Annotated in this window: 24 protein-coding genes and 1 pseudogene; 15 read left to right on the top strand and 10 right to left on the bottom strand. The window is 57.6% G+C overall.

Annotated features, from left to right (window positions below):
* Positions 1-72 precede the first annotated feature (72 nt).
* Positions 73-1,425, top strand: a complete 1,353-nt coding sequence (gene pmbA, locus APT89_RS21220; protein ID WP_032644960.1) for a metalloprotease PmbA — start codon at positions 73-75, stop codon at positions 1,423-1,425.
* 40 nt (positions 1,426-1,465) lie between these two features.
* Positions 1,466-1,852, top strand: coding sequence for a cytochrome b562 (gene cybC / locus APT89_RS21215; protein ID WP_028015297.1), 387 nt, complete (start codon positions 1,466-1,468; stop codon positions 1,850-1,852).
* A gap of 70 nt (positions 1,853-1,922) precedes the next feature.
* On the opposite strand, the gene APT89_RS21210 is transcribed toward cybC, so the two are convergent.
* Entirely contained in the window at positions 1,923-2,078 is a 156-nt protein-coding gene (locus tag APT89_RS21210; protein WP_060573514.1) for a Hok/Gef family protein, read from the bottom strand.
* A gap of 417 nt (positions 2,079-2,495) precedes the next feature.
* Here APT89_RS21210 and APT89_RS21205 point away from each other — a divergent pair, with 417 nt between their 5' ends.
* The 12 genes and pseudogenes from APT89_RS21205 to APT89_RS21150 all read left to right on the top strand — a co-directional run bounded on the left by APT89_RS21205 (position 2,496) and on the right by APT89_RS21150 (position 11,664).
* Positions 2,496-2,834, top strand: a complete 339-nt coding sequence (locus APT89_RS21205; RefSeq protein ID WP_026080657.1) for a PRD domain-containing protein — start codon at positions 2,496-2,498, stop codon at positions 2,832-2,834.
* Positions 2,835-2,844: 10 nt separating this feature from the next.
* A complete protein-coding gene (locus APT89_RS21200; protein ID WP_023293430.1) occupies positions 2,845-3,207 on the top strand; it encodes an SFCGS family glycine-rich protein in 363 nt (120 codons plus the stop codon).
* Positions 3,208-3,209: 2 nt separating this feature from the next.
* A complete protein-coding gene (locus tag APT89_RS21195) occupies positions 3,210-3,509 on the top strand; it encodes a DUF4312 family protein (protein ID WP_008501409.1) in 300 nt (99 codons plus the stop codon).
* Positions 3,510-3,531: 22 nt separating this feature from the next.
* Complete coding sequence (locus tag APT89_RS21190) at positions 3,532-4,308, top strand: DUF4311 domain-containing protein (protein WP_023310182.1); 777 nt, start codon at positions 3,532-3,534, stop codon at positions 4,306-4,308.
* A gap of 13 nt (positions 4,309-4,321) precedes the next feature.
* Entirely contained in the window at positions 4,322-4,963 is a 642-nt protein-coding gene (locus APT89_RS21185; RefSeq protein WP_003856081.1) for a DUF4310 family protein, read from the top strand.
* 42 nt (positions 4,964-5,005) lie between these two features.
* On the top strand, positions 5,006-6,139 hold the full coding sequence (locus APT89_RS21180) for an amidohydrolase/deacetylase family metallohydrolase (protein ID WP_048960841.1): 1,134 nt from the start codon (positions 5,006-5,008) through the stop codon (positions 6,137-6,139).
* Positions 6,123-7,241 carry a DgaE family pyridoxal phosphate-dependent ammonia lyase gene (locus APT89_RS21175; protein ID WP_060573512.1) on the top strand — a complete coding sequence of 373 codons (1,119 nt, stop codon included), beginning with the start codon at positions 6,123-6,125 and terminating at the stop codon, positions 7,239-7,241. Before APT89_RS21180 ends, APT89_RS21175 begins: the two co-directional genes overlap by 17 nt.
* The gene (dagF, locus tag APT89_RS21170) at positions 7,238-7,978 is read left to right on the top strand and encodes a 2-dehydro-3-deoxy-phosphogluconate aldolase (RefSeq protein WP_041911457.1); all 741 of its coding nucleotides are present in this window, start codon (positions 7,238-7,240) and stop codon (positions 7,976-7,978) included. The genes APT89_RS21175 and dagF overlap by 4 nt, the downstream gene beginning before the upstream one ends.
* A gap of 25 nt (positions 7,979-8,003) precedes the next feature.
* A complete protein-coding gene (locus APT89_RS21165; protein ID WP_060573509.1) occupies positions 8,004-9,140 on the top strand; it encodes a lactonase family protein in 1,137 nt (378 codons plus the stop codon).
* A 19-nt stretch (positions 9,141-9,159) separates the two neighbouring features.
* A complete protein-coding gene (locus APT89_RS21160) occupies positions 9,160-11,070 on the top strand; it encodes a BglG family transcription antiterminator (RefSeq protein ID WP_060573507.1) in 1,911 nt (636 codons plus the stop codon).
* A gap of 77 nt (positions 11,071-11,147) precedes the next feature.
* Entirely contained in the window at positions 11,148-11,390 is a 243-nt protein-coding gene (locus APT89_RS21155; protein WP_023331889.1) for a type II toxin-antitoxin system RelB/DinJ family antitoxin, read from the top strand.
* Positions 11,380-11,664: pseudogene (locus tag APT89_RS21150) on the top strand (type II toxin-antitoxin system RelE family toxin). Before APT89_RS21155 ends, APT89_RS21150 begins: the two are co-directional and overlap by 11 nt.
* A 3-nt stretch (positions 11,665-11,667) precedes the next feature.
* Here the strand turns inward: APT89_RS21150 and nrdG are convergent.
* The 5 genes from nrdG to APT89_RS21125 all read right to left on the bottom strand — a co-directional run bounded on the left by nrdG (position 11,668) and on the right by APT89_RS21125 (position 19,305).
* Positions 11,668-12,132, bottom strand: a complete 465-nt coding sequence (nrdG, locus tag APT89_RS21145) for an anaerobic ribonucleoside-triphosphate reductase-activating protein (protein ID WP_060573503.1) — start codon at positions 12,130-12,132, stop codon at positions 11,668-11,670.
* 85 nt (positions 12,133-12,217) lie between these two features.
* Entirely contained in the window at positions 12,218-14,356 is a 2,139-nt protein-coding gene (gene nrdD, locus APT89_RS21140; protein WP_060573501.1) for an anaerobic ribonucleoside-triphosphate reductase, read from the bottom strand.
* Positions 14,357-14,725: 369 nt separating this feature from the next.
* Complete coding sequence (locus APT89_RS21135; RefSeq protein ID WP_060573498.1) at positions 14,726-15,298, bottom strand: fructose PTS transporter subunit IIA; 573 nt, start codon at positions 15,296-15,298, stop codon at positions 14,726-14,728.
* Between the two features lies 1 nt (position 15,299).
* Positions 15,300-17,897 (bottom strand): glycoside hydrolase family 38 N-terminal domain-containing protein, encoded by a 2,598-nt coding sequence (locus tag APT89_RS21130; protein WP_060573495.1) that lies wholly within the window; start codon positions 17,895-17,897, stop codon positions 15,300-15,302.
* Between the two features lie 10 nt (positions 17,898-17,907).
* A complete protein-coding gene (locus APT89_RS21125; RefSeq protein WP_072059933.1) occupies positions 17,908-19,305 on the bottom strand; it encodes a PTS fructose transporter subunit IIC in 1,398 nt (465 codons plus the stop codon).
* A 179-nt stretch (positions 19,306-19,484) separates the two neighbouring features.
* Here APT89_RS21125 and APT89_RS21120 point away from each other — a divergent pair, with 179 nt between their 5' ends.
* Complete coding sequence (locus APT89_RS21120) at positions 19,485-20,144, top strand: MurR/RpiR family transcriptional regulator (protein WP_041911449.1); 660 nt, start codon at positions 19,485-19,487, stop codon at positions 20,142-20,144.
* An 8-nt stretch (positions 20,145-20,152) separates the two neighbouring features.
* Here APT89_RS21120 and APT89_RS21115 read toward each other — a convergent pair whose 3' ends face one another.
* The 4 genes from APT89_RS21115 to treR form a co-directional block, all read right to left on the bottom strand.
* A complete protein-coding gene (locus tag APT89_RS21115) occupies positions 20,153-20,899 on the bottom strand; it encodes an oligogalacturonate-specific porin KdgM family protein (protein ID WP_045259644.1) in 747 nt (248 codons plus the stop codon).
* A gap of 136 nt (positions 20,900-21,035) precedes the next feature.
* Positions 21,036-22,691 carry an alpha,alpha-phosphotrehalase gene (treC, locus tag APT89_RS21110; protein ID WP_060573492.1) on the bottom strand — a complete coding sequence of 552 codons (1,656 nt, stop codon included), beginning with the start codon at positions 22,689-22,691 and terminating at the stop codon, positions 21,036-21,038.
* Between the two features lie 51 nt (positions 22,692-22,742).
* Entirely contained in the window at positions 22,743-24,161 is a 1,419-nt protein-coding gene (gene treB / locus APT89_RS21105) for a PTS trehalose transporter subunit IIBC (protein WP_045259643.1), read from the bottom strand.
* A gap of 127 nt (positions 24,162-24,288) precedes the next feature.
* The gene (treR, locus tag APT89_RS21100; protein ID WP_028015312.1) at positions 24,289-25,236 is read right to left on the bottom strand and encodes a trehalose operon repressor TreR; all 948 of its coding nucleotides are present in this window, start codon (positions 25,234-25,236) and stop codon (positions 24,289-24,291) included.
* Between the last annotated feature and the right edge of the window lie 75 nt (positions 25,237-25,311).

Genomic DNA, 25,311 nt, shown 5'->3' with positions numbered 1-25,311 from the left:
CTAATGTTACCAGTTAAGACGCGCACTGAAAAACGGTTCTCTGTTAGACTTCACTTAACTCTCTCTTACAGTATGGCATTTGCGATGAAAGTAACCTCACAAGTTGAAGCGCAGCGTAAGATTCTGGAAGAAGCCGTCTCCACCGCGCTGACGCTCGCTTCAGGTAAATCAGATGGCGCCGAAGTGGCGGTCAGCAAAACCACCGGCATTAGCGTGAGCACCCGCTATGGCGAAGTGGAGAATGTAGAATTTAACAGCGATGGCGCGCTTGGGATCACGGTGTATCACCAGAACCGCAAAGGCAGTGCGTCATCCACCGATCTCAGTCCGGATGCCATCGCCCGTACGGTGCAGGCGGCGCTGGATATCGCCCGTTACACCTCTCCGGATCCTTACGCAGGCGTGGCGGATAAAGATCTGCTGGCGTTTGACGCGCCGGATCTCGATCTGTTCCACCCGGCTGAAGTCACGCCGGATGAAGCGATTGAGCTGGCCGCGCGCGCCGAGCAGGCGTCTTTGCAGGCTGACAAGCGCATCACGAATACCGAAGGCGGCAGCTTCAACAGCCACTACGGCATCAAAGTTTTCGGCAACAGCCACGGCATGCTGCAGGGCTACTGCTCCACCCGTCACTCGCTTTCAAGCTGCGTGATTGCCGAAGAGAACGGCGACATGGAGCGTGACTACGCCTACACCATTGGCCGCGCGCTGGGGGATTTGCAGTCTCCTGAGTGGGTGGGCAAAGAGTGTGCCGAACGCACGCTGTCTCGCCTGTCGCCGCGTAAGCTCTCCACCATGAAGGCCCCAGTCATTTTTGCTAATGAAGTGGCGACCGGCCTGTTTGGCCATCTGGTGGGCGCTATCGCGGGCGGCTCGGTGTACCGTAAATCGACCTTCCTGCTCGACTCGCTGGGCAAGCAGATCCTGCCGGAGTGGCTGACTATCGAGGAACATCCGCACCTGCTGAAAGGGCTGGCCTCCACGCCATTCGACAGCGAAGGCGTGCGCACGGAACGCCGCGATATCGTTAAAGACGGCATTCTGACCCAGTGGCTGCTGACCAACTACTCCGCGCGCAAGCTGGGGCTGAAAAGCACCGGACATGCGGGCGGGATCCACAACTGGCGCATTGCCGGTCAGGGCCTGAACTTCGAGCAGATGCTGAAAGAGATGGGCACCGGTCTGGTGGTCACCGAGCTGATGGGCCAGGGCGTAAGCGGCATCACCGGTGACTATTCTCGCGGTGCGGCAGGCTTCTGGGTCGAAAACGGCGAAATTCAGTATCCGGTGAGCGAAATTACCATCGCCGGTAACCTGAAGGACATGTGGCGCAATATCGTTACGGTCGGTAACGATATTGAAACACGTAGCAATATACAGTGTGGTTCTGTATTACTGCCGGAAATGAAAATCGCCGGCCAGTAATACCCGACAAGCGTTTCAATAATAAAAAAGGAAGTGAGCAATGCGTAAACACCTGTTAGCGATCGTCGCGGCTTCAACGCTGGTTCTTGGCTCTTCTGCGTTTGCTGCCGATCTCGAAGACAACATGGACATCCTCAGTCAAAACCTGAAGGTAGTGCAGAAAACGGACAATGCGGCGGAAATGAAAGGCGCACTGACCAAAATGCGTGAAGCGGCGCTGGACGCGCAAAAAGCGACGCCGCCAAAGCTGGAAAGCAAAGCGGCAGACAGCGCAGAGATGAAAGACTATCGCCACGGCTTTGACGTACTGGTCGGTCAGATCGACGGCGCGCTGAAGCTGGCTAACGAAGGCAAAGTGAAGGAAGCCCAGGCGGCGGCCGACCAGTTTGTGGCGACGCGCAACACGTATCACAAGAAATACCGTTAATTGGGTGCCTGAGCTGTACGTCCTTCCTCCGTATGCGGAGGCGCACTAAGCGCCCCCGCATCCTTGCTCCCTACTGGCCGGAGCGACAATCCATCCGCGCTGTCACTTCAAGCGAGCCGTTTCGAAAACGGATCTCGCACAGTGTTTTCCTCGTCACCAGCGTTAAGATGATTATTGTCAAAGCAAAAATCATCGAAACCCGGATAATTGGGGATTGGCGTTTCATGGATGCCTCCTTGCTTTAAAGCGGGCGAGGTAGCGAACTCCACGGTCGTGACGTGTCGTTTCGAGCCCCCGCCCTGATTTTCTATCAGGCGGGGCTTTCCACTTTCCGTCCCATGCCTGAGACGGTCAGTCTCAAGCACCCGCAGCCACTCTAGCGAATCCCCATAAGAAAACCTTATCCACGTCACATTTCTACGAGCCTGCTCGTAAACTTTTCCACTCCGCTTACCTGTTTAGTGCCGCTTAATAGCGTGATATTCATCACGTAAATGCGGCCGTTAATCCAGATTCACCATATTTATGTGGCACAGATCACTGCTGCGGCTCGCCTTTCCACTTCGAAGTGGAAAACAACTCGCTACAAACCCTTCACGCCCAACGTTAGTTTTATTCCAGAGCCATTAACGGGGTAAGACGAGTGATTAACGGAGCGGTAATGAACGACGTTGGGGAACAGGCGGTGCAAACAGAACAGCTCGCGAACACCATGCTGCAGCAGGTTTATGCCCTGCTGGCCCGGCACAACATCATCCCCAATGCGGTACAGGAGCAGATGCTCACCTCCCACGTTCGCGCAATGGCGCACCGGTCCGTGACCGGCGAGCCGCTGCCGGAGGTTGAAGCAGAGCTGTTCGACGAAATTTCACCAGATTCAATGCAGCTTGCCCGTGAAGTGGTGGCGCAGTTTGGCAACCTTCCTGATGAAGAGGCCTGGCTGCTCTCCGTTCACTTTGAAGTCGCGAAAGACAACCTTTAAGGAGCAACACATGGAACAGATTACAGTCGTGATTGGCGATCGCCTGGGTAAAGGTCAGAAAGTGGCTGCGGGTGTGGAAAAAGCAGGTGGACGCGCAGTGGTTGTGCCGGGCATGGCGGCGGACATGAAGCTCGGCGACGTAATGAAAGCGGAAAACGCCACCTTCGGCATCTCCTTCTGCGGCAGCGGCGGCGCGGGGGCCATCACCGCCCAAACCAAATATGGCTACAAGGCCAAATACGGCATGCGTTCCGTGGAAGAGGGCGTGACCGCCATCAACGAAGGCTGCAACGTGCTGGGCTTTGGCTTTATGGATAAAGAAGAGCTGGGCGAGCGTCTGGTGCAGGCGTGGCAGAAGAAATACGGCGCATAAGCATGAAAGAACAGTTCACAACCACGGTGAGAGTGAAGGGGAAGGGCGACGCCAAAGCGCGCGCCTTTGCCGACGCGCTCAACCACGTTCAGGCCGCGGTGATGAAAGCCTCACCGCATATCTTACTGCGTATTGAGCCACAGGATGTGCAGGTTGTTCAGGCGCAAGAAGCGGTGCGTAAAGAAGCGTTTCTGTTCTTCTTTTTGCGCCGGGAAAGACGCACCTACAGCGTGGAGCTGGATGTGACCGTCAACGTGACCGCCATCAATCTTGACCGGGTGGATTTCGTCACGCAACGCTGATTATTCATAAAAGGGCAGACTGATGTTCTTAATTATATTAATAAAATCGCTCATCATTGGCGGCCTGGTTGGCGTCGGTGTCGGAGCCGGGGCTGCACGCATGTTTCATGCGCCTACCACTCAGGGTATGGGCGCGTTTCGTACGTTGGGGGAACTGAACTCCTGTGAAGGGGATCCGGCGTCCCACTTCTCCTTTGGGTTAGGTTTCTTCTTTAACGCCTGGGCCTCTTCCGTGGCTGCAGGTGCCTTCACACAGGACGTTGACCACCGCATCATCCCGAACTGGGGTGCTGCTGCACTGATGATCAAAAACCGTAACGTCGGCGAAACGCTGCACGATCCCCGCAAAATGGCGATTGCCTGCGGCGTGATTGGCATGCTCGTCGTCACCTTCCTGAACCTGACCGCCTCCTCCGTGCCGGCAGCGCTGCAGGTTACCGCCGTGAAGGTGCTGGTGCCTGCCGCGAACCTGCTGGTTAACACCGTGATGCCGGTGATCTTCTGGCTGGCGGCCATCGACGCGGGTAAAAAATCGGGCTTCTGGGCCACCATCTTCGGCGGCGCGGCGCAGCTGATCATGGGGAACGCCGTACCGGGTCTGGTTCTCGGCATCCTGATCGGTAAAGGCGTTGAGGAGAGCGGCTGGAACCACGTCACCAAAGTGATGATGGCGGCGATCGTGCTGCTGTTCGTGTTGAGCGGCTTCTTCCGCGGCTTCGACATGAAGATGATCGAATCCTTCCATCTGACCGTGCCGAACTGGCTCGACATGATCCACAACTCGCTCAGCGGTAAATAACAGGAGCCTCTAAATGGAACAGAATAAAGGTTTTTGGTATGCCGACTGGTCGTTCCCGATCTTCGTTGGCCTGCTCTCCTCCGGCGTCTTCGCCGGGACGCACATGTACTACCTCTACGGCATCGGCGCGTTTAACGAAGTGGCCTTCGTGGCGATGCTGAAAGCGGGCATCGATACCGGCGTCTACGGCGCGGTGGCGGCGTTCGGCGCGAGCTTCCTGTTCGCCCGCATTATTGAAGGGTCGCTAGTCGGTATTCTCGACATCGGTGGGGCGATCCAGACCGGCGTGGGCCTCGGCGTACCGGCGCTGCTGCTGGGCGCGGGGATCATGTTCCCGGTGACCAACTTCATTGCCTCGCTGATTACCGGCCTGGTGATTGGTCTGGCGATTGGCTACGTCATCATCCTGGCGCGTAAGTTCACCATCAACCAAAGCAACTCCACCTACGGCGCAGACGTGATGATGGGCGCGGGTAACGCCTCCGGCCGCTTCCTCGGGCCGTTGATTATCCTCAGCGCGATGACCGCCTCCATTCCAATCGGCGTCGGTTCGCTGGTCGGCGCGCTGCTGTTCTACATCTGGCAGAAGCCGATTACCGGTGGCGCCATCCTCGGCGCAATGATTTTGGGCTGGCTGTTCCCGGTCGCCCTTTAATACTCGCGGGCGCTCCGGCGCCCGCCATATCAGGAGATCCTCATGTTTGATTTACTCCTGCGCCGTGCGCGCCTCGCCGACGATACCCTGACCGATATCGCCATTCAGGACGGGAAGATCGCCGCGACGGGCGAAATTGACGCTCCCGCCCGTAAAACGGTTGAGCTTAACGGTGACGTGTACGTTAGCGCGGGCTGGATTGACTCCCACGTTCACTGCTACCCGAACTCACCGATTTACCACGACGAGCCGGACAGCGTGGGCATTGCCACCGGCGTCACTACCGTGGTGGACGCGGGCAGTACCGGGGCCGACGACGTGGACGATTTCTACGCGATTACCCGCAAGGCCTCCACCGAGGTCTTTGCCCTGTTGAATATCTCCCGCGTGGGGCTGATTGCCCAGAACGAGCTGGCCAACATGGCAAACATTGACGCCGATGCGGTGAAGCAGGCGGTGAAGCGCCACCCGGATTTTATTGTCGGCCTGAAGGCGCGCATGAGCAGCAGCGTGGTCGGTGAAAACGGCATCACGCCGCTGGAGCGCGCCAAAGCCATCCAGAAAGAGAATGGCGACTTGCCGCTGATGGTGCACATCGGCAATAACCCGCCGAACCTCGATGAAATCGCCGAGCTGTTAAGCTCCGGCGACATCATTACCCACTGCTATAACGGTAAGCCTAACCGCATTCTGACGCCGTCCGGCGAGCTGCGCGCCTCCATCACCTCCGCCCTGAAGCGTGGCGTGCGTCTGGACGTCGGCCACGGCACGGCGAGCTTCAGCTTTGAGGTGGCGAAACGCGCCATCGCGATGGGCATTCTGCCGCACACCATCAGCTCGGATATCTACTGCCGCAACCGCATCAACGGCCCGGTTGGCTCGCTGGCAAGCGTGATGTCGAAGTTTCTCGCCATCGGCATGTCATTGCCGCAGGTGATTGACTGCGTGACCTCGAACGCCGCCGACGGCCTGCGCCTGACGCGTAAGGGTCGCATCCAGCCGGGTCTCGACGCCGACCTGACGCTGTTCACGATTAAACGCCAGCCAACGGTGCTGACGGACGCTGAAAACGACAGTCTGCAGGCTGAACACATTCTGGTGCCGCTTGCCGCGATCCGCGCGGGCAAGGGCTACATGACCGAACAAGGGAGCACGGAACATGCCTTCGATTTATGAGAAGTATAATTTAAAGCAGGTTATCAACACCTCTGGCCGCATGACGGCGCTGGGCGTCTCCACGCCGCGCCCGGAAGTAGTGCAGGCGGCGATGGACGGCATGAATCATTACTTCGAGATGAAGGATCTGGTTAACAAAACCGGGGAATACATCGCGAAGCTGCTGGATGTGGAAGGCGCGACGGTGGTCTCATGCGCGTCGGCGGGCATCGCCCAGTCCGTGGCGGCGGTGCTGGTAAAAGACAGCGACTGGCTGCTGGAAAACCTGCACGTCACGCCAATCGAGAACAATGAAATCGTCCTGCCGAAAGGCCACAACGTTAACTTTGGCGCGCCGGTCGGCACCATGGTGGCGCTGGGCGGCGGCAAGCTGGTGGAAGCGGGTTACGCCAACGAATGTTCCGCCGACCAGCTGGCGGCGGCCATCACCCCGCGCACGGCGGCGATCCTCTACATCAAATCGCACCACTGCGTGCAGAAAAGCATGCTCAGCGTCGAGCAGGCGGCAGTCGTCGCACGTAAACACTCCCTGCCGCTGATCGTTGATGCCGCGGCGGAAGAAGATCTGCACGTGTACTACCGCTCCGGCGCGGATCTGGTGATTTACAGCGGCGCGAAAGCGATCGAGGGGCCAACCAGCGGCCTGGTGATCGGCAAAACCCAGTACGTCGAGTGGGTGAAACGCCAGACGGCGGGTATTGGCCGCGCCATGAAGGTGGGTAAAGAGGGGATCCTCGGCCTGACCTGCGCCATCGAACACTACCTGACGGCCACCAAGGAAAGCGGCGCCGAGATGGTGGCAAAAATGACGCCGTTTATCGACGCGCTCAACACCCTGAACGGCGTCACCGCCCGCGTGGTCTGGGACAGCGCGGGTCGCGATATCGCCCGCACCGAAATTAAGTTCGACGAAGCCACCACAGGCGTCGGCACGGGTGACCTGGTGAACGCGCTCAAGCAGGGCGAATACGCCATCTATTTCCGTGGCTACAAGGCCAACGAAGGGATTATCGAAGCGGACGTGCGCAGCGTAAGTGCTGACCAGCTGAACATCGTCTACCGCCGCATTAGTGAAGTATTAGGACAGGAGAAAAACGTATGAAACTGACCCCCAATTTTTACCGTGACCGCGTCTGCCTGAACGTGCTGGCCGGCTCGAAAGCCAACGCCAGCGCCATTTACGAGGCGGCGGAAGGTCACGTGCTGGTGGGCGTGCTCTCCAAAAATTACCCGGACGTGGCGAGCGCGGTCGCGGATATGCGTGAATACGCGGCGCTGATTGATAACGCGCTCTCCGTAGGGCTGGGCGCGGGCGATCCGAACCAGTCGGCAATGGTGAGCGAGATCTCCCGCCAGGTGCAGCCGCAGCACGTTAATCAGGTCTTCACCGGCGTGGCCGCGAGCCGCGCGCTGCTGGGGCAGAATGAATCGGTGGTCAATGGCCTGGTCTCTCCGACCGGTACCGTCGGCATGGTGAAAATCTCCACCGGCCCGCTGAGCAGCAAAGCGCCGGACGGTATCGTGCCGGTTGAAACGGCGATTGCCCTGCTGAAAGACTTCGGCGGCAGTTCGATTAAGTACTTCCCGATGGGCGGCCTCAAGTGCCGTGACGAATACCAGGCGGTGGCGGAAGCCTGCGCCCGTCACGACTTCTGGCTGGAGCCGACGGGGGGTATCGATCTGGAAAACTATGAGGCGATCCTGCAGATCGCCCTCGACGCGGGCGTGAGCAAAATCATCCCGCATATCTACAGCTCGATTATCGACAAAGCCAGCGGCGATACGCGTCCCGAAGATGTGCGTACGCTGCTGGCGATGACGAAGAAGCTGGTGAAGTAGAACTCACACATATAAAGGAGCCACCATGCACACCCGTAACCTGCTTGTCGCTTCACTCTCAATGCTCGCCACCGCCGCCATCGCCCAGACGCAATACGCCTGGGTGGGCACCTATAATCCGAACGGTGAAGGGCTGTACCGTTTTACCGTCGACCCGCAAACCGGCGCGCTGGACGATAAAACGCTGGTGAGCAAACTGCCGAATGCGGCGCAGTTGACCCTTTCGCAAGACGGTAAAACGCTGTATCTGGCAAGCGAAGTGGAGCAGGGCGTGGTGCAGGCGCTGCGCGTCGGCGATAACGGTGAGCTGAGCGAGCTGAATCAGGTGGCCTCCGGCGGCGCCGGGCCGGTGTATCTTTCGCTAACGCCAAACGGCAAGCATCTGCTGGTGGCGAACTACGTCAGCGGATCGATTGCCGTTTTGCCCGTCAACGCGGACGGCAGCCTGGGTGACGCGACGGACAGATATCAGGACCAGGGCGAACCGGGCGTGGCGAAGCCGGAAGCTGCCGTTGAGGGCAGTTTCGCGATCAGCGATCACAACGGCCCGCATGCGCACATGATCGCCGCCGATCCGGGCGGGAAGTACGTTTTTTCCACCGATCTTGGGCTGGATCGTATCTATCAGTACCGCTTTGACGATCGAACCGGAAAGCTAACGCCGAACGATCCGCCGTTTATCAGCGCCTCCTCAAAAGGCGCCGGTCCGCGCCACTTCGTCTTTACGCCGAAAGGCGATGCCCTGTGGCTGATTAACGAAGAGGCGTCGACGCTCACCCATTATGCGCTGGACAGCAGCGGCAGGCTGAAAGAGGGCAAAACGATCACTGCCCTGCCGGACGGCTATAAAGGTACCAGTTTTGCTGCCGGGCTGGCGCTAAGCGCCGATGGTAAACAGCTGTATGTGGCGAACCGTTTGCATAACAGTATCGGGCACTTTACCGTAACAGCGGAGGGCACGCTGACGCATCAGGAGGATGTCTGGACGCGCGGCGACTACCCGCGCACCCTGACGCTCGATAAGCAGGGCCGCTGGCTGTACGTCATGAACCAGCGCAGCGACAACATTACCCGTTTCCGCGTGGCGCAGGACGGCAAGCTGAGCTTCGAGCCAGACTATACCCCGGTCGGCAGCCCATCCCAGATGGTCATTTCACCCTGAGCAGTAAGAGGACAACGACGTGCGATTTCCGAACCAACGTTTAGCGCAACTTTTCGATCTGTTGCAAAACGAGACGCTGCCGCAGGATGAGCTGGCGCAGCGGCTGTCGGTCTCCACGCGAACCGTCCGCGCAGATATCACCGCCCTGAACGCGCTGCTGGCGAGCCACGGCGCGCAGTTTATTCTGAGCCGGGGTAACGGCTACCAGCTTAAAATTGACGATGCCGAGCGCTATCAGCAGCTGCAGGCATCGCACCCGCGCGCGCTGCGTATTCCCCGAACGGGACCGGAGCGCGTGCACTATCTGGTGGTGCGTTTCCTGACGTCGGCGTTTTCACTTAAGCTTGAAGATCTGGCCGACGAGTGGTTTGTCAGCCGCGCCACCTTGCAGAGCGACATGGTGGAAGTGCGCGAGTGGTTCCAGCGCTATAACCTGACGCTGGAAACCCGCCCGCGCCACGGCATGAAGCTGTTTGGCAGCGAGATGTCGGTCCGCGCCTGCCTGACCGATCTTCTGTGGGAGCTGGCGCAGCAGGACAGCCTTAACCCGCTGGTGACGGAGGTCGCGCTCAACGCCGGGGTACCGGAGCAGATGGTGGTCGTGCTTCACGACGCGCTCACCCGCCATCACATTCGTCTGACCGACGAAGGCGAACTGTTCCTGCGCCTGTACTGCGCGGTGTCGGTGCGGCGCATCAGCGAGGGGTATCCGCTGCCGGAATTCCACGCGGAAGACGTGGAAGAGAACGTGCGCGAGGCGGCGAAGGATATCGCGGTGGCCATTCAGGAGCTGGCGGGCAAGGCGCTTGCGCCATCGGAAGAGAGCTGGCTGTGCGTCCACATCGCGGCGCGGCAGATTCAGGAGATTGCCCCCAGCGCGATTAACGCCGACGACGACGAAGCGCTGGTCAACTATATCCTGCGCTACATCAACACCCACTATAACTACAACCTGCTCAGCGACGCGCAGCTGCACGCCGATCTGCTCACGCACATCAAAACCATGATCACCCGCGTGCGCTATCAAATCATGATCCCCAATCCGCTGCTGGACAACATCAAGCAGCACTATCCGATGGCGTGGGATATGACTCTCGCGGCGGTGTCGAGCTGGGGGAAATATACGCCGTATGCGATCAGCGAGAACGAGATTGGTTTTCTGGTGCTGCACATCGGCGTGGGGCTGGAGCGCCACTACAACATCGGCTACCAGCGCCAGCCGCGCGTGCTGCTGGTGTGCGACGCCGGTAATGCGATGGTGCGCATGATCGAGGCGGTGCTCCAGCGCAAATACCCGCAGATCGAGGTGACGCGCACGCTCACTCTGCGCGAGTACGAGCTTGCGGATGCCATCGGCGAAGACTTTGTCATCTCCACCGCCCGCGTGAGTGAAAAATCTAAACCGGTGGTGACGATCGCCCCGTTCCCGACCGATTATCAGTTAGAGCAGATCGGCAAGCTGGTGCTGGTGGACCGCACCCGCCCGTGGATGCTGGAGAAATACTTCGACGCGGCCCATTTCCGCATTCTCAACAAACCTGTTGACCAGCAAACGCTGTTCCGCGAGCTGTGTGACCAGCTTGAACGCGAAGGCTTTGTTGGCGCGGAGTTTCTGGATTCGGTCGTTGAGCGTGAAGCTATCGTCAGCACCATGCTCGGCGACGGCATCGCGCTGCCGCACTCCCTCGGCCTGCTGGCACAGAAAACGGTGGTCTATACGGTGCTGGCTCCGCAGGGTATTCAGTGGGGGGATGAAACGGCGCACGTCATCTTCCTGCTCGCCATCAGCAAAAGCGAGTACGAAGAGGCGATGGCGATTTACGACATCTTCGTCACTTTCCTGCGAGAACGCGCAATGACGCGCCTGTGCCAGTGCGAGGATTTTGCGGCGTTTAAGGCTGAGGCGATGGAGAGTTTGAGCCGGTTTTGAGAGGCGTTATCCAGAATTCGATGTAATGCGAATGTAATGCTAAACTGCATTACACATTCGATTTTACTGGAGGCATAATGGCCACGCTTAACGTCCGTCTGGATGACAAACTCAAAAATGAGGCGTATGCCGTGCTGGAAAAACTCAATATTACCCCAACGGAAGCCGTGCGGTTACTGTTTCAGTACGTTGCGGAAACAGGGCGTATGCCGGTGAAAACTGTCACCATCAGTGACAGTGAAGATGAACTGATACAGACAGTCCGGGAGCGACTGGCGAATCCACAAAAGGGAATTAAGGTTAGTCTGGATGATTTATGAACTGGAGTTCGACCCTAGGGCTTTAAAGGAGTGGCATAAGCTGGGCGATACGGTGAAATGCCAGTTTAAAAAGAAACTTGCTGACGTCTTAGTGAACCCCAGAATTGAATAGGCCCGCCTGCACGGCCTGCCGGATTGCTACAAAATAAAACTCAGATCTCTGGGTTATCGTTTGGTTTATCAGGTTCAGGATAACGTAGTTACGGTATTTGTTATCGCTATCGGAAAGAGAGAGAAATCAGCCGTTTATCATGAAGCAAATAAACGGCTTTAGCATTTAACGCAGATGATGCACAACCTGGTTGCTGCTGCCGCGCCAGATCAGGGCCGGATCTTTTAAATCCTGCACGAACTTGCCGTCCACCAGCACGTTAATCAAATCCACGACTTCCCTCTGAGCAGCATTCAGCTCTTCCAGCTTATATCCCGTCCAGACCCAGATATCTTTTCCCGCACACTCGCGGTGAATGCGCTTCACCAGCTTCAGGATCTCCGGCACGTTTTGCGGATGGAGCGGATCGCCGCCGGAGAGCGAAATCCCCTGGCGTTTGATGCGCGTGTCGTTCAGGTCGTCGATGATGCGGTCTTCCATTTCGGCGGTAAACGGCATGCCGGAATTTACGCGCCAGGTGCTTTTGTTGTAGCAGCCTGGGCACTCATGAACGCAGCCTGAAACGAACAGGGTGCAGCGGGTACCGGGGCCGTTGACGATGTCGACGGGGTAGTACTGATGGTAGTTCATAGCGGTTAACCAAGCCGGGTACAGTGTGAGTGAGGATTGTAGGCCCGGTAGGCGTAGCGCCACCGGGCATAAATGTGGCAGTGGCTCAACCGATCTGCCCATTCCCCAGATGTTTCACCCGGCGCTTCACCTCTTCCTGCTTGCCGGCGTTAAACGGACGGGCATCCGGGCTGCCGAGATAGCCGCACACGCGGCGGGTCACGGAGACACGGGCTGCATCGTGGTTGCCGCATTTCGGGCAGGTAAAGCCTTTGCTCGTACACTCGAACTCACCGGTAAAGCCACACTCGTAGCATTCGTCGATTGGCGTATTGGTCCCGTAATACGGCACGTGCTGATAGCTATAATCCCACACGTCTTCCAGCGCCTTCAGGTTGTGCTGGATGTTCGGGTACTCGCCGTAGCAGATGAAGCCGCCGCTGGCGATGGGCGGATAGGCCGCTTCGAAGTCGATCTTGTCGTACGGGTTTACCTTTTTCTCCACGTCGAGGTGGAAGCTGTTGGTGTAGTACCCTTTGTCGGTCACGCCTTCCACAATCCCGAACTCGGCGGTGTCCAGACGGCAGAAGCGGTCGCACAGGTTCTCGCTCGGCGTACTGTAGAGGCTAAACCCATAGCCAGTTTCCTCTTTCCACTGGTCAACCGCGTCGCGCAGGCGCTGGACAATCGCAATGCCTTTTTCGCGCAGGGCCGCGCTGTCGTACATATGCGCGTCGCCAGACAGGGCGTTGATGGTTTCGTGGATGCCGATATAGCCCAGCGAAATCGACGCGCGGCCGTTTTTGAAGATCTCGGACACGTCATCGTCCGCCTTCAGGCGCACGCCGCAGGCCCCTTCCATATAGAGGATGGGCGCCACGCGGGCTTTCACCCCTTCAAGGCGTGCGATACGGGTCATCAGCGCCTTACGCGCCAGCTGCAGGCGTTCATCCAGCAATTTCCAGAATTCAGCTTCATTGCCTTTGGCCTCCAGCGCGATGCGCGGCAGGTTCAGGCTGATGACGCCCAGGTTGTTACGCCCGTCGTGGATCTGCTCGCCGTTTTCATCCTCGTACACCCCGAGGAAGCTGCGGCAGCCCATAGGCGTTTTAAACGAACCGGTGACTTTTACCACCTGGTCGTAGTTCAGAATGTCCGGGTACATGCGCTTGCTCGCGCACTCCAGCGCCAGCTGTTTGATGTCGTAGTTCGGATCGCCCAACTTGTGGTTCAGGCCGTCGCGGATGGCAAACACCAGTTTCGGGAACACCGCGGTTTTGCGGTTCTTGCCGAGGCCGGAAATACGGTTGCGCAGAATGGACTGCTGGATCAGGCGTGATTCCCAGCTGGTGCCCAGGCCAAAACCGAAGGTTACAAACGGCGTCTGCCCGTTGGCGGTGTGCAGCGTGTTCACTTCATATTCCAGCGACTGGAACGCGTCGTAGCACTCTTTTTCGGTACGGGAGTGCGCATAGCCGTCCGCGTCCGGGATCTGCCACTCTTCGGCAGTTTTCCGATGCTTGTTGAAGCTCGCCGTCACGAACGGGGCCAGCACTTCGTCAATGCGGTTTATGGTGGTCCCGCCATAAATGTGGCTCGCCACCTGAGCGATGATCTGTGCCGTTACCGCTGTCGCCGTGGAGATCGACTTAGGCGGTTCAATCTCGGCGTTACCCATTTTAAACCCCTGGGTCAGCATGCCTTTCAGGTCGATCAGCATGCAGTTGAACATCGGGAAGAACGGCGAGTAATCGAGGTCGTGATAGTGGATCTCGCCGCGCTCGTGTGCCGAGACCACGTCGCGCGGCAGCAGATGCTGGCGGGCATAGTGTTTGGCGACGATACCGGCCAGCAGATCGCGCTGGGTCGGGATCACTTTGCTGTCTTTGTTGGCGTTTTCATTGAGCAGGGCAGAGTTGGTCTGCTCCACCAGGCCACGGATCTCCTGATTCAGGCGACCGCGCTTCTCACGCTGCACGTCGCGATCGTGGCGATACTCAATGTAGGCGCGGGCTAACTGTTTGTAGGGGCCAGCCATCAGCTGGTTTTCAACCGCGGTCTGGATCTCGTTGATATCGACCTGGCTGCGTTCAGTCATCTGGCTGCTAACGACTTCTGCGACGGTGGCGCAGTAATCTGCGTCATCGACTCCCGCTGCTTTAGCTGCACGCAGAATGGCTTCCTGGATGCGCTCTGATTTAAACGGCACTTTACAGCCATCACGTTTCATCACATGCGGTGTCATGATCACTCCATTTTTAAAAACAGGTTATCCACAGAGGTGGAGAAGTATTCACCGGACGTATTCCCCGCCAGGCCAAAGACTTCCCCCGTTCCCAGCTCATGTTATCCACAATTCCGGCCAGCGTAAGCGCCGTCTTGTTGTTGGAATAGTAGACGATTAATACAATATGTTGGGTCGGCGTGCATTTTAAGTTCTACATATAGTGATTTGCATCAAACAAGTTTGCGATTTATTTGACGCAGAACAAAGTAAAAAGACGAGAGTACAAACGGCGGGCGCTTCAGCCTTTGTAAAGACGCGAAGGAAAAATCTGATTAATTATTCAACAAAAACAAGCGCTCAACGTGGTACATGCTGAGCGCCGTTCGGTTAACTCACCGCGCAGGCCCAGCTCAATCCTGCCTGTAAAAAGGCTGCGGTAGCGATACTGCCCAGTATCACCGGAATGAGAAGGGAGCGGTCAGGGGCCGCATCCTGTTTTTGAGGTTCTTCAGCACTCAGGGCGGACATCGCCTCTTCCCGGGTGCGCGCCGCCAGAAGCTGCGCGCGCACTTGATCTTCTGTCAATAAACTGGTCAGCGTCGTCAGCAGCTGCATATGGGTACTGCCTGCTTCCGCGGGCGGAATGGCGAGCAGGAAAACCATTCTGACCTCTTCATCACCGTCCAGCCCCGGCCAGCGTATCGGGTCGTCAAAGAGTGCCAGACAAAACGCCGCCTGCTGCACCGCCTCGGTTTTACCGTGCGGAACGGCGAGCGCTTCACCCAGCGCGGTAGGGCCTTCGCTTTCGCGCTGTAACACGCTCTGGATGAATGTTTCTTCATCGCAGATGATTTTTCGCCTGGCGAGCGGTTCGGCGAGCCAGCGGATCAGCGCTTCAGGCGTACGGTGCGGCGGGTTGATAAAAACCAGATCGGGGTGCGTCAATGCAAGCAAGTTCATATTATGCCTCCTTCAAAAAATCGCAGGTTGCGAAAGGGGGGATTGCCGTTACCGGCGGCACAGGCTCTTCCAGATAGTTGATCTGACGTAGCCCCGCCAGACTTTCCGGGACGGGAACCGGCTGCGTCCCGGCGTTAAACACCCGGACGACGGTGCCATTCGACCGTTGCGCATGGGGCAGGGCAGAAAGGACTAGCGGCTCCGGCAGGGTCAATAATGAGAATTGTGCCGGAAGCTGATGCTCGGGCAGACGCAACGCAAAGCGCTCAAGGCGGTGATCGAGCGTGTGCAGCGTTTGCCGCTGATAGGTGAAGGGCTGTCCCGCTGTCTGGTTTTCCAGCTGGCGAAGCGTGAGATGATCGGCGCTGTCGGCCAGCGCGACGGTAAATGAAAAGTGCAGCGGTTTCAGCAACTGCGCATCGGGGGTCTCAACCACCGTATTATTAATGCCGGACGCACGGCCCGGTCGCCAGTCGAGATCGTTGCGCCCGAGCACGCCCGTCGCTTTAAACAACGTCAGAGCAATCGCCGCGGGTTCACTGCCGATAATCTGAAATTCCTTCATACCGCGACTATTCACCACCAGCGCTTTGCCCGCTTCCGCGACAGCAATAATGCCTTCGGTGGTTTCGATATCCACGGGCATCTCGCGATAGCGCTTCTGCCAGTTTCCACTCTCACACCCCGTATCGCGCTGGATTATCGCGAAGGGCTGGGAGGCGATAGCGTGACGGGTGCGAATATCGCTGCCGATCAGTAAACGTAGCCGGTGATCGCAGTGGCTGTTTTCCAGCGAAGCCTCGACGTACAGGTTCGGATCGTCTTCGCGTAATGTGCACTCCAGACGAAGGGATAACGGCGTTCGGGCAGTATCCTGGCGTCCGGCGAGATCTGGCGGAAGAAACAGGGTGGCTTCAACGATCAGCTTTTCGACAAGCGGCGTTTTCAGGCAGCCGACGAGCGTGAACTGGTCGCACAGCGTCGGGGTATCGCCCGCAAGCGGTGAGAAATCGTAGCTGTCGCCCGCATCCGCACAGTCTTCAAGGGTAAAGAACGAGGGGATGCATCTGCCGCTGCGTTTGTCGTGCAGAGTTAGCGTTCCGTCGTCCAGCGTTAATCGATAATGCGCATTCTCTATCTCGCTGCCCGTTGTCTGTTCAGGCTGCCGGAAAGGCGCCGGGTCATCTTCAACGTTAACGCTGAGATAGCCGACTGGCGGCAGAACCGGTGTTTTCACAGCAACGTGCCAGCGGTAATAAGGGGGAAGGGGCGTTTCACATTCGCCTTCGGCGTTAAGGGAGATCGCCGTTCCGCCGGGCAACACGTCTCTTTTCAGGACGTCGAAGGGGATGGCCTGCCCCTGATACATCAGGGCGATATTTTCAGCGCGGCTATAGAGAGTGGTTTTCACCACGCGCTGCGTTTGCGTGGCCAGCGGGTTAAAAATCAGCAGATCGCCTTCCCGGGCGCAGGCGGCGGCCAGGGGTTTCACCACCAGATTCCACAGGCTGTGGCACAGCTGTTCGGTTTGCTCCAGTCGATGCAAAATATCGCGGTTGGTGGCATCGCTATTACAGCCGCCGATGGAGTCATGGGCATGGCTTCGCAACAGCTTCTTCCAGAGCGTATCGACCACCGAGAGGTTGACCGGGAGCCCCTGATGACGCGCCATGGCGATTGTCGGCTCCAGCTGCCGCAGGATGAACTGCTCAACTGCATCATTTTTCTTTTTAATGTCGTAGCGCACGGAGCCGATCGTTTTATGGATGCGGGTGTAGCGCGGCGATTTCAGCTCTCCTTCCCAGAATTCAAACTGCTCACGCTGCGCGCGCAGAATGTCGACGTAGCGCTCCAGCGAACTGATGACGTAATGGTCCTCATCCGGGGAGCGTGCGCTGGCGACCTGCAGGATTTTCGGCAGCGCCGGGTCGATGCTGACCTGATCGCCGCCGCAGGGCAGCAGCAGGTCATTTATTCCGGCCCGCGAGCGCAGGAGATTGACCATCGGGAAGATTTTTCCCTGCAAATGGCTCGCGTCTGAAGAGATGTTTTTAGCCGCGCCATAACCGAGCGCCATCGCGCAGGCGATAACGGTCGCCCCTGACGGCGCGCGCCAGAGAAACTGGCTGCTTTTCGCCTGTCTGTCGTGATCGATGCCGCGCCAGAAGACGATGTTGTCGATATTGCAGCCCTGCAAAATCGTGGGCATCTGCGCATTGTGGCCGAAGGTATCCGGAAGATACCCAACCTGCATGGCGTGCCCCAGCTTACGGGCAGAGAAGATGCCGTATTTGAGGTTGCGGATAATGGATTCGCCATGCACGTTGTAGGTGTCCGTCTGGGTATACCACGGCCCCACAAAAATCCTTTTCGCTCTGACCAGCGTCTCCAGCCTGGTGCGATAATCGGGATTGATAGCGAGAAAGTCCTCTACCACCGCCATCTGTCCATCAAGGTGATAGCAGCTGTAAGCCGGGTCGTGCTCCAGCGTGTCGATGACGTCCGCAAAGTTATATGACGCCAGCACCATGCTGTCCTGACGGGTGAAATACCACTCTTGATCCCAGTGCGTATGGGCAATGACGTGGATCTGATTCATGACCTTCCCCTTAGCTGGCGTTCTTTGGGCTGACGTAAAGCACGCCCAGGGCGCAAATCAGTGCGCCAATAAAGACGCTCGCCAGGTAGCCCGCCACGTTGGTTGCCAGCGGCCAGCCCCAGATGGCCGGCAGCGGCAGCGTCTGCTTCACGCCGAGTGCAATGGCGACCAGCGCGCCGGCGACGGCACCGGTCATGAACACCGGGATCAGACGTGGGTTTTTCAGGATGAACGGGATCGCGCCTTCGGAGATCCCAATCACGCCCAACAGCAACGAGGTGCTGCCAACGGTTTTCTCTTCCCGGCTAAAAACATCCGGTAGTCCAAAGCGGCCGTTGAGGAACGCGGCAAAGCCGACGCCAACAGAGGGGATCACGATGGAGAGTTCGCGGGCGGTGAGATCAAACGTTTCGCTCATGCCATTCAGGCCGAGCGCGACTGAGCCTGCCGCCTTGTTGACCGGGCCGCCCAGGTCAAACGCGGTGCCTGCGGCGATCATCGCGGAATAGAATCCGCGCCCGGTGTCACCTGCCGAGGTAAAAAAGACCACCATCAGCTGGTTAAGCGAGCCAAAAATCGGGTTAATCAAATATTCCATGACCATCACCAGCGTAATGCCGGTGATGAGCGGGACGACCAGCATGGTCTTGATGGTGGTGAGCTGCTGGCGGACGTGAATGGAATCATTCAGCCAGCGCACCAGATAGCCCACAAAAAAGCCAATGCCGATCGCGCCGAAAAAGCCGGACGGCATAAAGCCTTCGATATCAAAGAAGCGCTTGTAGACCTCGTCTGACATGATGCCGCCGATAAGTCCGGGGATCAGCGCCGGTTTGCCGGCAATGGAAAACGCCAGAAACATGGCGAAAACCGGATACATGAACTTAATGGTCATAAAGCCCACTTTATCCAGCACGCTGAACGGCGAATGGTCGATGTTAATAAACTGGCCGGTAATTTTGGCCGTTGCCATCATCAGACCGCCCATGACCACCACCGGCAGCATATAGCTGATGGCCGCCATGATATGGCCGATAAAAATCTGGTAAGCCGAAGGCTGGAGTTCGTCTTCATGTACGACAGTCGTGACGTTTTTTTCCATGGCAAGCGCCTGACGCAGATAGCGATCGGTATGCTTGATCAGCTCTTGCGTGCGGGTCTGAAGGTGGGGAATGTTTTCAAAGCGCTCGGCATCCTGAATGGGGACGTCGGTTGCCAGAATAATGGCCGTGGCGGAGGCGATATCCTGCTTCGTTAAGCGATTTTTAACGCCGTCGCTGCCCTGCGTTTCGACCTTAACCTCAATATTATGCTCTTTAGCCCATGCAATAATTTTATTCGCCGCCATAAAGGTATGTGCAATGCCCGTCGGGCAGGCCGTTACCGCGACAACTTTCTGTTTCGTCATTGTCATAATTCCCTGGATGTGAAAACAGGGAAAGTATAAAGAGAACCTAAAACAGTTTTTAACGTTTGCTAATACTAATTACGTATCGCGATACGCGTAAATGCAATGTGTGAAGCGCCTTCCAGAGACTATTTTTCTGTTGTGTTAATATCATGCCGGGATTAAACAGGGTGTAATATATGAATTCATTCCAGGGAAGTGAACGCTTGATATTTGAATACATTCAGCATCACGCGTGTAATATTTCTAATATTTCGGCAAAAGAGATTGCCCGTGATACCTTTACAACGACAACATCCGTTAATCGTGTGTGTAAAAAAATGGGGTATAAAAGCTATACCGAGCTTCGGTATCGTTTTTTACGCGATCATTTTACCCCTGCGCCTGCAGTGCCCGACGCGGGTCCGCAGGCGGACGACATTGTGGCGGAGGTGTCCAGGCTGCTCATCCATTCCAGCCATATCTATCTGTACGCACGCGGCGCCTCGCTTACCAGCCTCAACTACCTGTCGCGCTTTTTATCGCTGGCGAGCCTGCCGCATCTTATTTTGAATGACATGCACCAGCTGACACGGGTATCGAAGGGGACGCTGGTGCTGATCAGCAAATCCGGGGAGACACAGTCGCTGATAGAAATGGCGCGAAACGCGCTGCGCAAGGGCTTAAAGATTATTGCAATTACCCGTCAGGGGGCGACGCTGGCGTCAATCTCAACGCTATGCTGGCCGTTATCGATCGACATTAACGCGGTATCGCTGTATCAGCGGGAGGGACAGCTTGAACTGTTAAGCGCCGTGGACCGTATCGGCTGCAGGCTGCTGCAGCACGATACGGTGTAGTCAGGCCGTCAGAGCTGCTTCACTATCCCCAGACGTACGGCATAATCATTTTCATGGTTGCCGTCATTGTTGATATAGGTTTTATCCAGTGACACCAGCTCGACGTAAGGCGTCCAGCCATCGTCGAGCTGGTAGTTGAACGCAACGGTATGCTCCCAGTAGGTATCATCCCCGGTTCCCTGATCGACATTATCCTGCCAGCGGAAGCGCGGGTTGTAGGACATACCGAATTTGCCAATGTTGTACGCGAACCAAATGTCGAACTGGTGTGACTGGCGGCGGGTGTAGCCGCTGCCGTCTAATTCTTTGTCGCTGTGTGCGTCATTGACGGTGTTATAACGGTAACGGGCGGAGAGGTTCAGACCGTTATCAAACGCTTTCCAGCCCTGAATGAAGGGGCGATAGTGGGTATTACTGGGGGTGAAAACCGTCACCATGCCAGGCGCAACGGCAAAGCCATTGCCCAGATTGAAGCGCCAGCGCGTTTCAATCTCCTGTGCCGCCTCCGTTAATCCTTTGTCATCGGGATTATTTCGGTCGGTATCACCAAAAAAGGTGTCGTTATGGTTTTGTGCGGCTTCAACGGAGAAGTAAAAACCGTTATCCGCCTGATGCATAACCTTAATACGTGAATCATTTACGTCAGAGCGCGTATTATGGCCAAAGCGAAGGTCGACGGACGTATTTCCGCACCATCCCTGTGTGCTCAATAATAATGCGCTAATACACGTTACTTTAATAATTGTCTTTTTCATCATGTCCTGCCGAGGTTATTTAATTGGCAGGGCTATTTTTATTTTCGGTACGCCGTGATGTAAAAGTTATCGTCGTACATTTAGCGTATCGCTAAACATAAAAAAAGGAGATACAGCATGCTGTATCTCCTGACGTTTATTCCTGCACCCACCAGATGGCTTCAAACGGGCGCAGTTGCAGCGTATCGGGACGAGAGGGGACGTCCTCATAGTTGCTGAGTGCGACCTGCCATGCGCCCTGTACCGGGTCCGGCTGCCACTGCTGGCGCTCTCGGCTCAGGTTCGCCACCACCACCAGCGTCTGGTTCTGCCACTGGCGGCGATAGCACCACAGGGAAGGGTGTTCCGGCAGCAGATCGTCGTAATCCCCCCACGTCAGCACGGGCAGGGTTTTACGCAGGCTAATCAACGACCGATAGGTGTAGAACACTGAATCCGGGTCGTCCAGCGCCGTACGGGCATTCACGGTTTCATAGTTATCGCAGACCCCAATCCACGGCTCGCCCTCGGTAAAGCCCGCATTGTGCGACGCGTCCCACTGCATTGGGGTTCGCCCGTTATCGCGGGATTTACTCGCCAGGATCGCCAGTAATTCATCCGGCTCACGGCCATTGGCCCGCAGTTCGGCGAACATGTTCAGGCTTTCCACGTCGCGGTAGTCGGTGATGCGGCTGAAGTGCGGGTTGGTCATGCCCAGCTCTTCACCCTGGTAGATATACGGCGTGCCCTGCATGCCGTGCAGCACCATGCCGAGCATCTTTGCAGCGTGAACGCGGTGTTCCCCTTCGTCGCCAAAGCGCGACACGATGCGCGGCTGGTCGTGGTTACACCAGAACAGCGCGTTCCAGGCTTTGTTGTGCATGCCCTGCTGCCAGTGACGGAAGAGGGCTTTCAGCGCCACAAAGTCCGGCTTTGCCTTCGTCCACTTTTCGCCGCCGGGGTAGTCCACCTTCAGGTGGTGGAAGTTAAAGGTCATCGACAGCTCGCGCCCGTCGAGCGACGCGTACTGCTGGCAGTTCTCCAGCGAGGTTGACGACATCTCGCCCACCGTCATCAGGTTGCGCGGGGTGAAGACGTCGCGGCTCATCTCCTGAAGATATTCGTGGATGCGCGGCCCGTCAGTGTAGAAGCGGCGACCGTCGCCAATGGTGTCGTCCGGGAAATCCTGATCTTTAGAGATGAGGTTAATCACGTCCAGACGCAAGCCGTCCACGCCGCGATCGGCCCAGAACTCGCATACCTTTTTCAGCTCGGCGCGCACCGCCGGGTTTTCCCAGTTGAGATCCGCCTGCTCGGGCGCGAAAAGGTGAAGATAATACTGCTCGCTCTCGGCGTGCCAGCGCCAGGCGTTGCCGCCAAACTTGGAGCGCCAGTTGTTGGGGAGCTGCTCCGGCGTGCCGTCGCGCCAGATGTAGAACTGGCGGTACGGGCTCTCTTTGTTCAGCGATTCGCGGAACCAGGCGTGCTGCGTGGAGGTATGGTTAAACACCATATCCAGCACGATGCGAATGCCGCGTTCGTGCGCTTCGGCAACCAGCTCGTCAAAGTCATCCAGCGTGCCAAAGGACGGGTCGATGGCGGTGTAATTCGCCACGTCGTAGCCGTTATCCACCTGCGGGGAAATATAAAACGGCGTCAGCCAGATGGCGTCGATGCCGAGGGTTTTCAGGTAATCCAGCCGCTGCGTCACGCCGCGCAGATCGCCGGTGCCGCTGCCGGTGGTGTCCTGAAAACTCTTTGGGTAAATCTGGTAGATGACGCCGTTCTGCCACCAGTGAGGAAGGGTATTCATAGTGCGTACCTGCAAATGCGAAGGGGCGCAACTGCGCCCCGAAAGATGAAGTTAAACAATCTGCAGCGTGCCCTGACGGAACTTACGCTGGTAAACCACGGTGGTGAGCGCCATGGGGACGATAATCGCCACCGCCATTGCCAGGGCAAACACCTGCCAGAAAGTAGGCTGGATGGAGAGGATGCCCGGCAGGCCGCCGACGCCAATCCCGTTCGCCATCACGCCGTTCAGGCCGCACAGCAGGCCCGCCAGGCCAGAGCCGATCATCGCGCAGAGCATCGGGAAGCGGTACTTCAGGTTGATGCCGTACATCGCCGGTTCGGTGACGCCGAGATAGGCGGAGATGGCCGCCGGAACGGAGATCTCACGCTCGTTGTGCTTACGACTAACGATAATGATGCCGGTCACCGCAGAGGCCTGTGCGATGTTAGAGAGGGCGATAATCGGCCAGACCGGGGTACCGCCGAGGCTCTGGATCATCTGCATATCGATGGCCAGCGTGGTCTGGTGCACGCCGGTGATCACCAGCGGGGCATACAGGAAGCCAAACAGCGCGGCACCGATTGGCGCGAAACTGCCGGTCATCAGATGACGCACCGCGAAGGCCACGCCGTCGCCGATCATGCGGCCAAACGGACCGATAAAAGCGTGCGCCAGGAAGACGGCCAGGATCAGCGAGCAGACCGGCACTACCACCAGGTAGAGGTAATCCGGCACGATGCGCTTCAGTCTCGTCTCAATAAAGCCCAGCGCCAGACCCGCCAGCAGGGCCGGAATGACCTGCGCCTGATAGCCCACCTTGGCGATGGTAAACAGGCCGAAGTTCCACACTTCCGGCACCTGCTGACCAAGTAAGTAAGCGTTCATTAACTGCGGAGAGACCAGCGTGACGCCCAGTACGATACCGAGAATTGGCGTACCGCCCATCTTGCGCACGGCGGACCAGCAGATCCCGACCGGCAGGTAGAAGAAGATCGCTTCGCCAATCAGCCACAGGAAGTCATAGATGCTTTGCAGCGCCGGGTACATCTGCGCCAGGGTTTTACCGTCGCTCATTGGCACATCGCCGATGACGTTACGGAAGCCCAAAATTAAGCCCCCGCTGATCAGCGCCGGCAGCAGCGGGAAGAAGATTTCTGCAAAGTGGGAAATCAGCTGCTCGTGCCACTTCATATTCTGGCGCGCCGCCTTCTTCGCCTGCTCTTTATCGGCAGAAGAGTGTCCGGTGGTCGCCAGCAGAGCCTGATAGTAATCGCCCACTTCGGTACCAATCACCACCTGGAACTGTCCGGCGTTGGTGAAGCAGCCTTTCACCATGGAAAGCTCTTCAATCGCCTTCGGGTTGGCCTTGGCCGGATCGTTCAGCACGAAGCGCAGGCGGGTAATGCAATGGCTGACGGTGGCGATGTTTTCGCGGCCGCCGACCAGGACGATCAGCCGATCGATATCTGCTTGTTTGACTTTACTCATCATGAAACCTCATGACAGATGTTGAGGGGGGTAATGACCTGAGCGCAAGCCTACTCCTTCAGCGTGACGGCGAAAATGGGAACGTTCCCGAAATCGGGCGAAGATCACAATAAACGATTCAGGGGGGTTATGAGAGACGGGCAGGAATAACGATCTGGCGCGGCTCGCTCCGCCCGTTGATCTGCTCGATCAGCTGTGCGGCGGCCTGTCTGCCGGACTCGGCGTAGCCCGGATCGACGGTGATAATTTCAGGGTGCAGGAACTTCATCAGCGGCGTGCTGCCGACGCTCGCCACCTGCAGGTTATCAATGCGCTGCTCCTGCAGATACTTGCTGGCACCCAGCGCAAGGGTGTCCGTGGCGCACACCAGCGCGGTGGTCTGCGGCGTCAGGACGCTGGCGACCTGCTCGTAGCCCTGCTTCATGCCCAGCCCCGGCAGGGAGGCCACGGCAGGGAGATTGTGCTTTTTGCAAAAGGCCAGATAGGCCTCGTGGCGGCGCTTGCCGGTGGTAACGTCCGCGTGCGGCACGCCAAGATAGCTGATGTGGCGGTGGCCTTCTTCGTACAGGCGCTGCATCAGGGTGATAATCGCCCCCTCATCGTCATAACAGACGGAGGCAAAGCCGTGGGCATCGCGCGCCAGCAGCACCAGCGACGGCTGCCAGTGTTTCAGCATCTCCTCGTCAATGCCGGTAAAACCAAACAGCACCACGCCGTCAATGTTACGGCGCTGGAGCATGCCGAGATGTTCTTCCACCAGCTGTGGCGAGAACTGGCTCTCCATCATGATCGGATCATAGCCCTGCTCGTAGAAGGCAGGCAGCATGGTCTGAACGGCGAGGTTTTCGGAGAGGGAATCCAGACGCGAAACGATGATCGCAACCACTTTATCGCTCTGCCCGCGCATGGCGCGCGCGGAGCGGGAAGGGGAAAAACCGTGCTGATTCATGACCGCCTCAACGCGCTCGCGGGTGCGTTCGCTGACGCCGCTTTCGTTGTTCAGCACGCGTGAGACGGTTGATTTCCCCACGCCGCTTAAACGCGCGATGTCTTTAATTGTAAGGCGGTTCTGCATGCTGTTTTCCCTGTAACAACGACAAAATGGTCAATTGAGCCTAATGCTATAGCGCGATTTCGCTATGGGCAAAGT

The organism is Enterobacter sp. 50588862 (genome assembly GCF_001462935.1).
Classification (GTDB): Bacteria; Pseudomonadota; Gammaproteobacteria; order Enterobacterales; family Enterobacteriaceae; genus Enterobacter; species Enterobacter bugandensis.
The sequence above is the reverse complement of the archived record's forward strand: the minus strand, read 5'-3'. Positions and strand labels throughout refer to the sequence as shown.